Consider the following 13,726-nt stretch of genomic DNA (forward strand, 5'->3'; position numbering starts at 1 on the left):
AACGGCTCACCCTATCCTCAGGCGCATTCCCCCTTCCCAGGAGCGCCGCATGTCCGCCACCGCACTGTTCAAACCCTTCCAATTGGGCGCCCTCGAGCTGCCAAGCCGCGTGGTCATGGCACCGATGACCCGCACCTTCTGCCCTGGCGGCGTGCCCCACGCACAAGTGGTCGAGTACTACCGCCGCCGCGCCGCTGCCGGCGTTGGGTTGATCATCACCGAAGGCACCACCGTCGGTCACCAGGCTGCCAACGGCTACCCGAATGTGCCGCGTTTTTACGGCGACGACGCCCTGGCTGGCTGGAAGAATGTCGTCGATGCCGTGCACGCCGAAGGCGGGCGCATCGTGCCGCAGCTCTGGCACGTGGGCAGCGTGCGCCGCCTGGGCACCGAGCCGGACGCCAGCGTGCCGGGTTATGGCCCGAGCGAGAAGCTCAAGGATGGCCAGGTTGTGGTGCACGGCATGAGCAAGGCCGATATCCGCGAAGTGATCGAGGCGTTTGCCCAGGCCGCTCGCGATGCCCAGGCCATCGGCATGGATGGCGTCGAGATCCACGGTGCCCACGGCTACCTGATTGACCAGTTCTTCTGGGAGGCCAGCAACCAGCGCACGGATGAGTACGGCGGCGACCTGGCCGGCCGTTCGCGTTTTGCCATCGAACTGATCCAGGCGGTGCGTGCGGCGGTGGGCCCGGAATTCCCGATCATTTTCCGCTTTTCGCAGTGGAAGCAGCAGGACTACAGCGCCCGCCTGGTACAGAGCGCCGAGGCCCTCGGCGCCTTCCTGCAGCCATTGGTAGACGCCGGTGTGGATATCTTCCACTGCTCGACCCGGCGCTTCTGGGAGCCGGAGTTCGAAGGCTCGGACCTCAACCTGGCCGGCTGGACCCGCCAGCTCACCGGCAAGCCGACCATCACCGTCGGCAGCGTCGGCCTGGATGGCGAGTTCCTGCAGTTCATGGTGGCGACCGACAAGGTGGCGCAACCGGCCAGCCTTGAGAACCTGCTCAAGCGCCTGAACAACGATGAGTTCGACCTGGTGGCGGTGGGCCGGGCGCTGCTGGTCGACCCGGAGTGGGCCGCCAAGGTGCGCGATGGCCGCGAGCAAGACATCCTGCCGTTCAGCCGTGAGGCGTTGACGACCCTGGTTTGATCGCAAGCGTCGCCGGGCCTGGGCGCGCAACGCTGCCCTGGCTCTGGCGACAGGCTGCCAGCAGGTGCGCCTCGAACTGCTCGACAATCGCCGGCCAGCCTTGGCGGCTGGCGTGCTGGCGGGCATTGAGGCGCACCCGGCGCAGAGTTTCCGGCTCTTCCAGCAACCAGCAGGCGGCATCGATAAAGGCTGCTGCATCCCCCGGCATGGCCAGCGCACCGCTATGCCCGTGGCGAATGTGCTGGGCTGCCGCGGCTTGATCGTAGGCAACCACACCCAGGCCTGAGGCCAAGGCTTCTAGCACGACGTTGCCGAAGGTTTCGGTCAGGCTGGGAAACACAAAAATATCCCCTGATGCATAGTGTTCAGCCAGGCTTTCGCCGCGCTGGGCGCCGCAGAATATTGCGCCCGGCAGGCGTTGTTCGAGCACGCTGCGTTGCGGCCCGTCACCGACCACGATCAATTTGATGCGCCGTTGCGGATACTGCTGTTGCAGGGCGTCCAGGCAAGGTTGCAGCAAACCTAGGTTCTTCTCGGCGGCCAGGCGTCCGACATGCAACAGGGCAATATCATCGGCGCCCACCCCCCATTGCTCACGCAGCGCCTGGCTGCGCCGCGCCGGGTTGAACAACTGGCTATCGACTCCCCGGGCCATCAGGCTGAGGTTGTCGAAGCCGCGCCGTTCCAGCTCCAGGCGCTGGCTTGGGCTGGGCACCAGGGTGCTGTGGGTGCGCCGGTGGAACCAGCGTAGGTAGTGGGTCAGCAGGCGCGCCAGCAGGCCCAGGCCGTATTCGCTGGAGTACTGCTGGAAATTGGTGTGAAAACCGCTGACCACGGCGATCCCCAGGCGCCGCGCCGCGCGCAGAGCGCTCAGGCCCAGCGGGCCTTCGGTGGCGATGTACAGTACGTCCGGGCGCTGCCGGCGCCAGCGGCGCAGCAGCTTGTGCATCGACACCTGGCCCCATTGCAAACCCGGGTACCCCGGCAACGGCCAGCCGCGGCACAGCAGCAGGTTGTCGTCGCTGGCCGAGGGCAGTTCGGCCGCTTGCCGCGGGCGCACCAACTCGACCCGATGGCCGCGCGATCGCAAGCCATCGCTGAGGCGGCCAAGGGTGTTGGCCACGCCGTTGATCTCGGGTGGGAAGGTTTCGCTGATCAGGGTGACATGCAGGGGCGGTGTGCTCATGAAGCCAGTTTCGACCGTGCCGATTGCTGCTCTATGACCGCAAAATGACAGATCGATGACGCCTGATTACTGGCGATTACAGGTGCGCAAATATTTCCCAGCAAGTGACTCAAGATTGCAGGTCCGCCAGCCGATGCAGAAGCATTCGAATGACTGATTTCGCTCCGGGAGAGCGTCATGTTCAACAGCAAACTCAAGCAAGAAATCCTCCGGCTGCGCGAAGAACTGCAATCAGTGGAGCAAGTAAAGTGCAGCCTCGACAGTGAGATGCTGGTGCTGCAGCTCGATCCGCAGGGGCGCATCGAATCGGTCAACAGCAATTTCGAAAAAGAGATGCTCTACAGCAGCCATCAACTGATTGGCCGCAACATCGAGGAAATCGTCCCGGCGCACGTCAAGCAACTCGACTTTTACCAGCGCATGAAGCACGCCATTGCCCGTAGCGAGCATCTCAATGGTGCTTTCCGCCTGCTGCGGGGCAATGGCGAAGAGGCCTGGCTGCGCTCGATCCTGCAGCCGGTGAAAAACAGCGAAGGGCGCATCAAGTATTTCACCCTGCACTCCAGCGACCTGACCCGCACCATCGAAACCTCCCGCGAGCACGAGAGCCTGATCAAGGCGCTGATGCGCTCCACGGCGGTGATCGAGTTCAACCTCAACGGTGAGGTGCTGGCCGCCAACGAGCGCTTCCTGCAGACCATGGGCTACAAGCTCGACCAGGTGGTGGGCAAGCATCACCGTCTGTTCTGCGAGCCGGAAGAGTACAACTCGGTGGGCTATCACGCGTTCTGGGACAAGCTGCGCCGTGGTGAATTCGTCGCCGAACGCTTCAAGCGCATTGATGCCCATGGCCGCGTGGTGTGGCTGGAGGCGTCTTACAACCCGATCATCGATGCCCACGACGTGCTCTACAAAGTGGTCAAGTTCGCCACCGTGATCACCGATCAGGTCAACCAGGAAACGGCCGTGGCCCAGGCCGCCGACATTGCCTACACCACCTCGCTGGAAACCGACGCCTGTGCGCGCAAGGCCACCGAAGTGGTGACCCAGACCGTTGACGTCATGCGCGGCCTGGAAACTTACATGCAGGAGGCTGCCGAAGGCATCGAGGCGCTGGACAAGCAGTCGCAGGTGATCGGCTCGATCATCAAGACCATCAGCGACATTGCCGGGCAGACCAACCTGCTGGCCCTCAACGCCGCCATCGAGGCCGCACGTGCCGGTGAGCAGGGCCGCGGCTTTGCCGTGGTCGCCGACGAGGTCCGGCAACTGGCCTCGCGCACAAGCACCGCCACCGAGGAAATCGCCCGGGTGGTGCAGCAGAACGAACAACTGGCCAAGGCGGCGGTGGACATCATCGACAGCAGCAAGCGCCAGGCCGAGCAGGGCCTGTCACTGGCCGGGCAGACCGGCACGGTGATCGTCGAGATTCAGGACGGTGCACAGAAGGTGGTCAACGCGGTAGGGCAGTTTTCCAACCAGCTGTCGAGCTGATGGTAGTGCCGCGTAGCCGGGCGGCTACGCGGCGCTGCTTCAGGTACGCTCGCGGACCCAGAACAGCGTGGCGCCAGCCACTGCTGCCGGCATCATCAGGATGTTGAGAAACGGCACCAGCAGCACCAGGTACACCGAGCCACCAAAACCCAGGCTCTGCCAGCGCTTTTCGCGCAGCCAGGCAAGCATGTCCTGCCAGCTCATCTTGTGGTTGTCGGCCGGGTAGTCGATGTACTGGATGGCCATCATCCAGATCCCGAACAGCAGCCACAGCGGCGCGGCGATGATGTTCACCACCGGGATCAGCGAGAGGATGAACAGGCCGATCGCCCGTGGCAGGAAGTAGCCCAGCTTGCGCGCTTCGCGGCCCAGGGTACGGGGCACCATGGCGGTGAGTTCGGCCCAGCTGAAGGCCGGAAAGTCATCGGTACCGCGCACCACCACTTCGACCTTTTCCGCCAGGAAACCATTGAACGGCGCGGCAATGATGTTGGCCAGCATGGTGAAGGTGAAGAACACCATCAGCCCCACCAACACCACGAACAGCGGCCACAGCACGTAGTTGAGAAAACTCAGCCAGCTCGGCAGGCTGGGCATCAGCGAGTCGACCCAGAGGCTGAACTGGTGGCCGGCCAGGTAGATCAGGCCAACGAACAGCAGCAGGTTGACTGCCAGCGGCAGCAACACGAACAGGCGCAGGCTCGGGCTCAGGACCAGTTTCAGCCCTTCACGCAGGTACTGTGGGCCAGAGAGGACAGGGGCTTGCATATAAGGGAAGGCTCCGGGTAAAGGCAAACGCGCTGACCTTACCGAGTTTGCGCGACGGGCGAAAGCGCGGCGCAGAGCGAGAAACGGGCTGTAACAAAACCTCGGCAGCATCTTCGGCCAGGGCTCATAGATAAACCGCGCGCGCCTTTGCTGATGAATAGAGCCGGCCTATAAGGTGGATTGTCTAAGGATATTTCCTTAATCTCTGCCACCTCGCTAAAGTGCGCACATCTTTTCAACGCCTTCGAATTCTGACTTTCAAGGAGTTTCCATGAGCATTCTGGTCAACAAGCAAGCCCCTGATTTCGACGCGGCGGCAGTGTTGGGCGACGGTTCGATCGTCGACAGCTTCAAGCTTTCTTCCCTGCGCGGCAAGTACGTCGTGCTGTTCTTCTGGCCGCTGGACTTCACCTTTGTCTGCCCGTCGGAAATCATTGCTCACAACAACCGCATGGACAAGTTCCGCGAGCTGGGTGTGGAAGTGGTCGGTGTTTCCATCGACTCGCAGTTCACCCACCACGCCTGGCGCAGCACGCCGGTGGAGAAGGGCGGTATCGGCGCGGTCGAGTTCACCATGGTCGCCGACGTCAAGCACGAGATCACCCGTGCCTACGGTATCGAGCACGATGACGGCGTGGCCCTGCGTGCCTCGTTCCTGATCGACCAGCAAGGCGTTGTCCAGCACCAGGTGGTCAACAACCTGCCGCTGGGCCGTGAAGTCGACGAGATGATCCGCCTGGTCGAAGCCCTGCAGTTCACCGAACAGCACGGTGAGGTCTGCCCGGCCGGCTGGCGCAAGGGCCAGAAAGGCATGAAGGCCGACGCCAAGGGCGTTGCCGACTACCTGGCCGAAAACGCTGCCAGCCTGTAAGGCTGTGGCTTAACGCTTTTCAGGACCTGCGACCCAAAGCCTTCCCCAAGTGCTTCGCAGGTTCTTTTTTATTCCAGCCGGCGATCCCGGCAAAACGATGCTGGCCAGCAAGTGCCAGCTCGACAGGAGTGTGACATGTCTGAAGTACGCCATTCGCGAGTGATCATCCTCGGTTCCGGCCCTGCCGGTTACAGCGCCGCCGTCTATGCCGCGCGCGCCAACCTCAAGCCGCTGCTGATCACCGGCATGCAGGCCGGCGGCCAGCTGACCACCACCACCGAAGTCGACAACTGGCCGGGCGACGCCCACGGCCTGACCGGCCCGGCGCTGATGCAACGCATGCAGGAACACGCCGAGCGTTTCGAAACCGAAGTGGTGTTCGACCACATCAACGCCGTTGACCTGGCCAGCAAGCCGTACACCCTCAAGGGCGACAGCGCCACCTACACCTGTGACGCGCTGATCATCGCCACCGGCGCCAGCGCTCGCTACCTGGGCCTGCCATCGGAAGAAGCGTTCATGGGCAAAGGCGTTTCCGCCTGCGCGACCTGCGACGGTTTCTTCTACCGCAACAAGCCGGTCGCCGTGGTCGGTGGTGGCAACACCGCCGTCGAGGAAGCCCTGTACCTGGCCAACATCGCCAGCAAGGTCACCCTGGTTCACCGCCGCGAGACCTTCCGTGCCGAGAAGATCCTCATCGACAAGCTCAACGCCCGCGTGGCCGAAGGCAAGATCGAGCTGAAACTCAATGCCACCCTGGACGAAGTGCTGGGCGACGACATGGGCGTCACCGGTGCGCGCCTGAAGAACAACGACGGCAGCTTCGACGAAATCAAGGTCGACGGCGTGTTCATCGCCATCGGTCACACCCCGAACACCTCGCTGTTCGAAGGCCAATTGACCTTGAAAGACGGCTACCTGGTAGTCAACGGTGGCCGTGACGGCAACGCCACCGCGACCAACGTTGAAGGTGTGTTCGCTGCCGGTGACGTGGCTGACCACGTGTACCGCCAGGCCATCACCTCGGCCGGTGCCGGCTGCATGGCCGCGCTGGATGTCGAGCGTTACCTGGATGGGCTGCAGAACGCAGCGCTCTGACAGGTTTGATGGTGAACAAAAAACCGGCCTGATGGCCGGTTTTTTTGTCTCTGCATTCTGCCTCAGAGGCTCAGGCGCATGGACAGGTCCACCGCTTTTACATCCTTGGTCATCGCCCCGATGGAGATGTAGTCGACACCTGTTTCGGCGATTACCCGCAAGGTGCTTTCCGTCACCCCGCCGCTGGCTTCCAGCTTGGCCTTGCCGGCATTCAGGCGCACCGCTTCGCGCATGTCGTCCAGGCTCAGTTCATCGAGCATGATGATGTCGGCGCCCGCTTCCAGCGCTTCTTTGAGCTCATCCAGGCTTTCGACCTCGATTTCTACCGGCTTGCCCGGGGCAATGCGGTGCGCGGCGCTGATCGCCTGGGCGATGCCACCGCTGGCGGCGATGTGGTTTTCCTTGATCAGGAAGGCGTCGTAGAGGCCGATGCGGTGGTTATGGCAGCCGCCGCAGGTGACCGCGTACTTTTGCGCCAGGCGCAGGCCGGGCAGGGTCTTGCGAGTGTCGAGCAGTTTGACCTGGGTGTCGGCGACCTTGTCGGCGAGGAATTGCGCGTGGCTGGCAACGCCCGAAAGCATCTGCAGGAAGTTCAGCGCCGAGCGCTCGCCACTGAGCAAGGATCGGGCCGGGCCTTCAAGGTGGAACAGTACCTGGTTGGCGCTGGCGCGCTCGCCATCAGCGACTTGCCAGTGCACCGCAACCCGTGGGTCGAGTTGGCGGAACACCGCGTCGACCCAGGCCGTGCCGGCAATCACGCAGTCATCGCGGGTAATGATGGTGGCCTTGGCCAGGCGCTCGGCCGGGATCAACTGGGCGGTGATGTCGCCACTGCCGATGTCTTCAAGCAACGCACGGCGCACGTTGGCTTCGATTTCGGCGGTCAGGTCGGCGAGGCGTAAATTCGGCATGGCGGGCTCCACAAGCTAAGTGCTGGCGATTATAGGGCAGGGCAGCCCGCGCTTGCAGCAAACACTGTAGTGGCGGCCAAAGCTTGACCTTTGGTCAGGCCAACTGAGCTTTTTGTCCATGCACCGGTCTATCAGCAGCGGCATGTGCGCACTGGCGAGCAGGAGGTTTTTACTCGATAATGCGCCTTGTATTTGGCGTCATAGCTTTGACGACCGCTAAAAAGCTCAAAATCGAACCTGCAAGGAGACCAGGATGCACAACGACGGGAAGGTGGTGCCGATCAAGGCCATCACCGATCAGGCGCACACAGCGCCCCTCGCTCGTCTGCCGGTGGTGCTTCTGCAGGTACGTGACAAGGCCGCGCTGCAACTGCGCCAGGGCCTGCAGGCGTTGTTCGACAACGCCGACGATACCCTGTTCGAGATGGCCGACAAGGCCGCGAGCAACGTTGAACAGAACATCCTTTTCGAAGCCATGCGCGACCTGCGCCTCAAGCGCAAGAACATCGAGCGCGGTTACCTCGACCATTTCTATGAAGCGTTCGTGCAGATCGGCCAGCCCGAGGCCCTGCCGGCCCTGCACAGCCATGGCTACGACCGCCTGGCGCTGGTGGCCAATGACGAGCTGGAACGTACCGTGGCCCTGGATGCCATGGTTGCGCGGGTGCTGGCCCGCGACGGTATCGCCCTCAACCAGTTGACCTTGCGCTTCAGCGCCCTGGTTGGCCAGGCCCTGGACGATCCGCGCAACCCGCTGGGCCCGGCGATGCTGTGCGATTATTTTTTGCGCGCCGGGCGCAGCCTGGGCGTGGGCATCAAGGTCAAGCTGATCATCCTCAAATTGTTTGAGCGCTATGTGCTGCACGACGCCGACCAGTTGTACGGCGAGGCCAACCAGTTGCTGATTGCCACCGGCGTGTTGCCCGAACTCAAGGCCGTGCCGCGACGCCGCGCCCAGGACCGCCCGTCGGCTGAGCGCGAGGCTGCGGCCAGCACAACCGACCAGCAATCGCCCAGTGATCCGCTGGATGCCAACGGCCAGGCGGTATTTGCCTCGTTGCAGGCGCTGCTGTCGCCGGTGCGCGGGCGAGTTGCCCCGCGCCTGGAGGCCTGTGAGCAGGTCCAGGCGATCAGCACCCGTGACCTGTTGCGCCTGCTTTCGCACCTGCAGCATTACGTGCCGCCGACAGCGCAGACCGATGACTTCGACCTGCACCAGCAGCTTGAACAGTTGCTGACCCGGGTCAGCGTAAAGAGCGGCACCTACCGCAAGATCGAGGTGGTCGACGAAGATGTCATCAACCTGATCGCCATGCTCTTCGAGTTCATCCTCGCCGATCGCAACCTGCCGCGTTCACTGCGCGCCCTGATCGGCCGCATGCAAATCCCGATGCTCAAGGTCGCGGTCCTCGACAAGAGTTTTTTCAGCCGCAGCAGCCATCCGGCCCGGCGCCTGCTCAACGAAATCGCCACGGCGGCCATGGGCTGGGGCGCCAGCGATGATTGCCAGCGCGACAGCCTGTACCTGCGGGTAGAAAAAATCGTCCAGCGCCTGCTCAGCGACTTTGTCGACGACCCGGCGATATTTTCCGAACTGCTCGCCGAATTTCTCGCCTTCAGCAGTGATGAGCGACGTCGCAATGAGCTGCTCGAACAACGCACCCGCGACGCCGAAGAAGGCCGCGCACGTACTGCCTTGGCCCGTCAGCGGGTGCAGCAGGAGCTCAACCGGCGCCTGCTCGGCCGCTCGCTGCCGCGGGTGGTGGTGCGCTTGCTTGAAGAGGCCTGGAGCCAGGTGCTGTTGCTGGCCTGCCTCAAGCATGGCGACACCTCCAGCCAGTGGCTCGAAGCCCTGGAGACCATGGATGAGCTGATCTGGAGCGTGCAACCGCACACTGAAGACGTAGCGCGCCTGCGCCTGCTGGAGCTGGTGCCGGGCCTGCTCAAGGCCTTGCGCGATGGCCTGGCCAGCGCCGCGTTCGATCCGTTTGCCACCAGCGAATTCTTTGCCCAGCTTGAAATTCTCCATGTGCAGATGTTCGATACGCCGGTGGTCGGTGGGCGGGTGGTGCCCAACGACGTCAGCGAGCGGGTGCTGGTGCTTGATGAAATCGTCCTGCGCGCGCCTGAGGCCGGCGAGCCGCAAGCAGCCCAGGTACGCCTGGCCGATGACGACCCGGCATTGCTGCAGGTCGAGCGCCTGCGCATCGGTGCCTGGGTCGAGCTGCTCGATGAAGACGAGGTGCAGCGCTGCAAGCTGATTGCCCAGATCGACAGCACCGACCGTTTCATCTTCGTCAACCGTACCGGCCTCAAGGTCCGCGAATGGTCGCGCATGGCCCTGGCCGTGGCCTTGCGCCGCGGGCATGTGCGCCAGCTGGACGACACCCTGCTGTTCGACCGGGCCCTGGACTCTGTGCTCAGCCAGTTACGCCAGGCGCAGGCACGCTAGTTTCCTGCGCGTTTTAACGATGCATCCCGCGTCACCACGGGGCATACTGAGCCAGTGCCCCCGTGTCTCAGGATTTTCTATGCAACTGGACCGCGCTACTGGCTGGTTCGCCGGCGTTTGCCACTGTCCCTCGCCCAACTGCAATGCCCGCGCCGAGGGCGAAGTCATCTCCCTGCTGGTTATCCACAACATCAGCCTGCCGCCAGCACAGTTCGGTACCGGCAAGGTCCAGGAATTTTTCCAGAACCGCCTGGATGCCAGCGAACACCCGTATTTCGAAGGTATCCAGCACCTGCGCGTGTCGGCGCACTTTCTCATCGAACGTGACGGCAAGGTCACTCAGTTTGTCTCTTGTCTGGACCGCGCCTGGCATGCCGGAGTGTCCTGTTTCGACGGGCGTGAGGCATGCAACGACTTTTCCATCGGTATCGAGCTTGAAGGCACTGATGAATTGCCTTTCACCGATGCCCAGTATCAGGCGCTACAAACATTGACCCGGCAGATCCAGGCTGCCTGGCCAGCCATTGGCACTGAACGGATTCAGGGCCACAGCGACATTGCCCCGGGACGCAAGACCGACCCTGGTGATGCATTTGACTGGCCGCGCTACCGCGCCGGCCTCAAGGACAAGGAGGAACACCCATGAGTTTTCTGGTGCTGTTGCTGGTGCTGTGGTTCGAGAAGTTCTCGGCCCTGCGCCAGCGCCTGCAACGCGACGGTTTTTTCGTCACCGAGCTTGCGCGCCTGGAGCGTGACGGCAGACGCCACCCCTGGTGGGTGTTGGGCATCCTGGTGTTGCTGCCGGTGGGCCTGCTGGCCTTGCTGCTGCACGTGCTGGAGCCGGTGGCCTACGGTTTGCTGGCCTTGCCGGTGCACTTGCTGGTGCTGATCTACAGCCTCGGTCGTGGCGACATCAAGGCCGCGCAAGGACCGTTTCGCGATGCCTGGCGCCGTGGTGACGAGCAAGCGGCGGTGCATGTCGCCGAGCGCGACCTGGGCCTGACCGCCGACGATGCCCAGGCATTGCTGGAGCGGGTGCAGGGCAACCTGTTGTGGCAGGCCTACCAGAGCTTTTTCGCGGTGATTTTCTGGTACTTCCTGCTCGGCCCAGCGGCTGCCCTGGCCTATCGGCTATTGGCGCTGACCGCCGAACATGGGCGCACCCCTGCGTTGCGCGAGCATGCCTTGCAACTGCGCCACGCCTTTGACTGGGCGCCGGTGCGCGTGCTGGGCGTGAGTTTTGCCCTGGTTGGCAACTTCGTCGCGGTCAGCCGGGTGATGCTGCACGAACTGCTCAACTGGCACATCAGTGCCGCCGGCTTGATCAGCACAGTTGGCCGTGTAGCCGGTGATTTGCCGGCCAGCACGTCGGCAGGCCCCGATGGTCTGCTCGGGCTGGATAACCTGTGGGAGTTGCTGCTGCGCTCGGCAGTGCTCTGGTACGCCTGTTTCGCCCTGTGGACCGTGCTTGGCTAAGAGTCGTGACGGAGCGGCCGTTGGTCGCTCCGCAGCCGGTTAACCTTAAGTTACAAACCCCCGATCCGATATGCGCTATACAGGTGCTGCTGAATACACTCAGTGGCCTTGTGCCACTGTGCGCAGAACAATAAGAATCGGAGGGCGCCACCTGTGAACAGCCTGTTGTATCCGGCCATCGCGTTGATGAACCGACTGAGCTTCGGGATGAAGTTCAGCCTGATCAGTATCCTGTTTTTCCTGCCCATGCTGGTGACCAACTACTACCTGGTCCGCGATTCCTATGCGCAGTTCCACGCCACCCGCACCGAGCTGCAGAGCCTGGAGTTGCTGGCCAGCAGCCTGGCCCTGCGCGGCGAGGTGGAAGCCCTCGGCAACCTGGTGCAGATCAATGCCGTGCTCGGCCAATCGGGCAAGGCCGCGGATCTCGAGACGCAGATAGCCGGCGTCGAGCAACAGGTGCAGCGGCGCCTGTCCGCCTTGGCGGCAATGAGCGGCGATGAAGCACAGGTCAAGGCTTTTGATGACAAGCGCAGCGAGATGCTCGAGACCCTCAAGGCGGCCCAGGGCGAGTCTTCGCTGTCCAGCAAGGTGGCGTTTTTCGACAAGCTGCTGGGCCAGGCCCAGGTGCTCAGCAAAGTGATTGCCAGCCAGGCCGGGCTCAGCCAGGACAGTGACTCGGCGATTCGCCAGCTCAGTGAACTGATGACCACGGTCACTGCGCAGGTGACCCAGACCCTCGGCGAGGGACGGGCGATCGGCTCGTATTCGCTCGGCCAGGGCTTTGTCAATTCGGCGTCCAGCGCACGCTTCGATGACCTGCTGCAGAAACTGGAAAAACTCGGCGCCGACTACGCCATCCGCCTGGATGAAGCGCTGGCTACCGAGCCCGGCGCGCAAGCGCGGCTGGGCAGCCTGGCCAGCAGCAGCCAGGCGTCGCTCAAGCAGGCCAGTGAACTGATCGAGGAGCAGGTCGTGGTCGCCGACACCCTCGACGCGCCCTGGCCGGGGTTCTACAAGCAGTTCAGCGGTTTGATCGAGCAGACCTACACGCTCAACAGCGCCGTCGGCGAGTTCCTCGGCCACCAGCTCGAGCAACGCCTGGCGGAACACCGCTCGCACATGATCCTGCAGGTCTGCGCGCTGGCCGCGGTGTTCCTGCTGATTGTCTACCTCTACAGCGGCTTCTACGCCTCGACCCGCAACACCCTCAAAAGCCTCGGCGCGGTGATGGACAAGGTCGCTGCCGGTGACATGACGGTGAACTTCCAGGCCAGCAGCCGCGATGAACTGGGCGAGTTGGGCCAGGTATTCAACGGCACCGTGCGGCGCATTCATGACCTGATCGAACAGGTCGGCCATACCGTCGCCGAGGTCGAGCGCCAGGCCGAGCAGGTGCACGCGGTGTCGGCGCGCAGCAACCAGGCGGTCAGCGGCCAGCGTGGGCAGATCGAACAGGTGGCCACGGCCATGAACCAGATGTCGGCCACCGCCCAGGAGGTAGCGCGCAGCGCCGCGGCGGCAGTCAACAGCGCCCACGGCGTCAACCGCGAAACCGTCAGCGGCCGCGGCCTGGTGCAAACTCAGCAGGGCAATATCGCCCGCCTGGCCGGCGAAATCGACCAGTCGGTGGCGGTGATCAATCAGCTGGCCAGCGACAGCAAGGCCATCAGCCGGGTGCTGGAGGTGATCAAGAGCATCGCCGAGCAGACCAACCTGCTGGCCCTCAACGCTGCTATCGAAGCGGCCCGGGCGGGCGAGCAGGGCCGTGGCTTTGCCGTGGTCGCCGATGAAGTGCGGACCCTGGCCAAGCGTACCCAGCACTCCACCGAGGAGATCGAGCAGATGATCTCGCGTCTGCAAGGCGGGGTAGGGGCTGCCGTCAAGGCCATGGACAGCAGCCATCAGATGGCCTCGGGCACCGTCGGCGAGTCGCAACAGGTGCAGCAGGCGCTGGAGAACATCCTTGGCGCCATCGGCAGTATCGTCGACCAGAACCAGCAGATCGCCGCCGCAGTGGAGCAGCAGACGGCGGTGGCCCATGACATCGACCAGAACATCGTCGAGATCAACCGGGCGGCGGAAAACACCACCCAGGGCGCGCACCAGACCGAGGACGCCAGCCGCCAGCTGTCGACCCAGGTGCTGGAACTCAAGCGTCTGATCGGTGCGTTCCGGGTCTGAGATCAGCGGTTGCTGAAGTTTTCCGCGCTGTGACAAAGTAGCGCCCTGCAGGATTCCAGGGAGCCGGATGTGTCGGCAACGCTGCGGGTGTAGTCTCACCCTCACAGCAAACGGAACCTCGAGTCCACGCGAT

The 13,726-nt window shown here is 63.3% G+C and carries 10 protein-coding genes and 3 pseudogenes; 10 read left to right on the top strand and 3 right to left on the bottom strand.

Annotated elements, in window-relative coordinates; translation table 11 throughout:
• The first annotated feature begins 49 nt into the window (after positions 1–49).
• Positions 50–1,153, top strand: a complete 1,104-nt coding sequence (locus LOY34_RS04025; protein WP_045196064.1) for an NADH:flavin oxidoreductase — start codon at positions 50–52, stop codon at positions 1,151–1,153.
• Here the strand turns inward: LOY34_RS04025 and LOY34_RS04030 are convergent.
• Positions 1,122–2,339: a glycosyltransferase family 1 protein gene (locus tag LOY34_RS04030; RefSeq protein ID WP_195885679.1), complete on the bottom strand. Its 1,218-nt coding sequence runs from the start codon at positions 2,337–2,339 to the stop codon at positions 1,122–1,124. The genes LOY34_RS04025 and LOY34_RS04030 overlap by 32 nt on opposite strands.
• 267 nt (positions 2,340–2,606) lie before the next feature.
• On the opposite strand from LOY34_RS04030, the pseudogene LOY34_RS27445 reads away from it, so the two are divergent.
• A pseudogene (locus tag LOY34_RS27445) lies at positions 2,607–3,242 on the top strand (PAS domain-containing protein); the annotation flags it as partial.
• A 231-nt stretch (positions 3,243–3,473) separates the two neighbouring features.
• A pseudogene (locus tag LOY34_RS27450) lies at positions 3,474–3,833 on the top strand (methyl-accepting chemotaxis protein); the annotation flags it as partial.
• Between the two features lie 39 nt (positions 3,834–3,872).
• On the opposite strand, the gene cysZ reads toward LOY34_RS27450, so the two are convergent.
• A complete protein-coding gene (gene cysZ, locus LOY34_RS04040) occupies positions 3,873–4,601 on the bottom strand; it encodes a sulfate transporter CysZ (protein WP_045196071.1) in 729 nt (242 codons plus the stop codon).
• A 271-nt stretch (positions 4,602–4,872) separates the two neighbouring features.
• On the opposite strand from cysZ, the gene LOY34_RS04045 reads away from it, so the two are divergent.
• Positions 4,873–5,472: a peroxiredoxin gene (locus LOY34_RS04045; RefSeq protein ID WP_038993853.1), complete on the top strand. Its 600-nt coding sequence runs from the start codon at positions 4,873–4,875 to the stop codon at positions 5,470–5,472.
• A gap of 135 nt (positions 5,473–5,607) precedes the next feature.
• Positions 5,608–6,570, top strand: coding sequence for a thioredoxin-disulfide reductase (trxB, locus tag LOY34_RS04050; RefSeq protein ID WP_045196073.1), 963 nt, complete (start codon positions 5,608–5,610; stop codon positions 6,568–6,570).
• A gap of 62 nt (positions 6,571–6,632) precedes the next feature.
• On the opposite strand, the gene nadC is transcribed toward trxB, so the two are convergent.
• Entirely contained in the window at positions 6,633–7,481 is an 849-nt protein-coding gene (gene nadC, locus LOY34_RS04055) for a carboxylating nicotinate-nucleotide diphosphorylase (protein ID WP_045196075.1), read from the bottom strand.
• 253 nt (positions 7,482–7,734) lie between these two features.
• Here nadC and LOY34_RS04060 point away from each other — a divergent pair, with 253 nt between their 5' ends.
• From LOY34_RS04060 to LOY34_RS27460, 5 genes and pseudogenes are all read left to right on the top strand, one after another.
• Positions 7,735–9,933 carry a DUF1631 domain-containing protein gene (locus tag LOY34_RS04060; protein ID WP_258664303.1) on the top strand — a complete coding sequence of 733 codons (2,199 nt, stop codon included), beginning with the start codon at positions 7,735–7,737 and terminating at the stop codon, positions 9,931–9,933.
• Positions 9,934–10,012: 79 nt separating this feature from the next.
• Positions 10,013–10,579: a 1,6-anhydro-N-acetylmuramyl-L-alanine amidase AmpD gene (gene ampD, locus LOY34_RS04065; protein ID WP_093387983.1), complete on the top strand. Its 567-nt coding sequence runs from the start codon at positions 10,013–10,015 to the stop codon at positions 10,577–10,579.
• Entirely contained in the window at positions 10,576–11,409 is an 834-nt protein-coding gene (ampE, locus tag LOY34_RS04070) for a regulatory signaling modulator protein AmpE (RefSeq protein WP_045196081.1), read from the top strand. Before ampD ends, ampE begins: the two co-directional genes overlap by 4 nt.
• A gap of 1,122 nt (positions 11,410–12,531) precedes the next feature.
• A pseudogene (locus LOY34_RS27455) lies at positions 12,532–12,738 on the top strand (HAMP domain-containing protein); the annotation flags it as partial.
• A gap of 150 nt (positions 12,739–12,888) precedes the next feature.
• Entirely contained in the window at positions 12,889–13,593 is a 705-nt protein-coding gene (locus LOY34_RS27460; protein WP_408980721.1) for a methyl-accepting chemotaxis protein, read from the top strand.
• The last annotated feature ends 133 nt before the right edge of the window (positions 13,594–13,726 follow it).

This window comes from Pseudomonas sp. B21-009 (assembly GCF_024749345.1).
Classification (GTDB): domain Bacteria; phylum Pseudomonadota; class Gammaproteobacteria; order Pseudomonadales; family Pseudomonadaceae; genus Aquipseudomonas.

Coding starts and splice junctions, on each gene's coding strand:
- LOY34_RS04025 (WP_045196064.1), top strand. CDS start 50: ATGTCCGCCACCGCACTGTTCAAACCCTTCCAATTGGGCGCCCTCGAG.
- LOY34_RS04030 (WP_195885679.1), bottom strand. CDS start 2,339: ATGAGCACACCGCCCCTGCATGTCACCCTGATCAGCGAAACCTTCCCA.
- cysZ (WP_045196071.1), bottom strand. CDS start 4,601: ATGCAAGCCCCTGTCCTCTCTGGCCCACAGTACCTGCGTGAAGGGCTG.
- LOY34_RS04045 (WP_038993853.1), top strand. CDS start 4,873: ATGAGCATTCTGGTCAACAAGCAAGCCCCTGATTTCGACGCGGCGGCA.
- trxB (WP_045196073.1), top strand. CDS start 5,608: ATGTCTGAAGTACGCCATTCGCGAGTGATCATCCTCGGTTCCGGCCCT.
- nadC (WP_045196075.1), bottom strand. CDS start 7,481: ATGCCGAATTTACGCCTCGCCGACCTGACCGCCGAAATCGAAGCCAAC.
- LOY34_RS04060 (WP_258664303.1), top strand. CDS start 7,735: ATGCACAACGACGGGAAGGTGGTGCCGATCAAGGCCATCACCGATCAG.
- ampD (WP_093387983.1), top strand. CDS start 10,013: ATGCAACTGGACCGCGCTACTGGCTGGTTCGCCGGCGTTTGCCACTGT.
- ampE (WP_045196081.1), top strand. CDS start 10,576: ATGAGTTTTCTGGTGCTGTTGCTGGTGCTGTGGTTCGAGAAGTTCTCG.
- LOY34_RS27460 (WP_408980721.1), top strand. CDS start 12,889: ATGTCGGCCACCGCCCAGGAGGTAGCGCGCAGCGCCGCGGCGGCAGTC.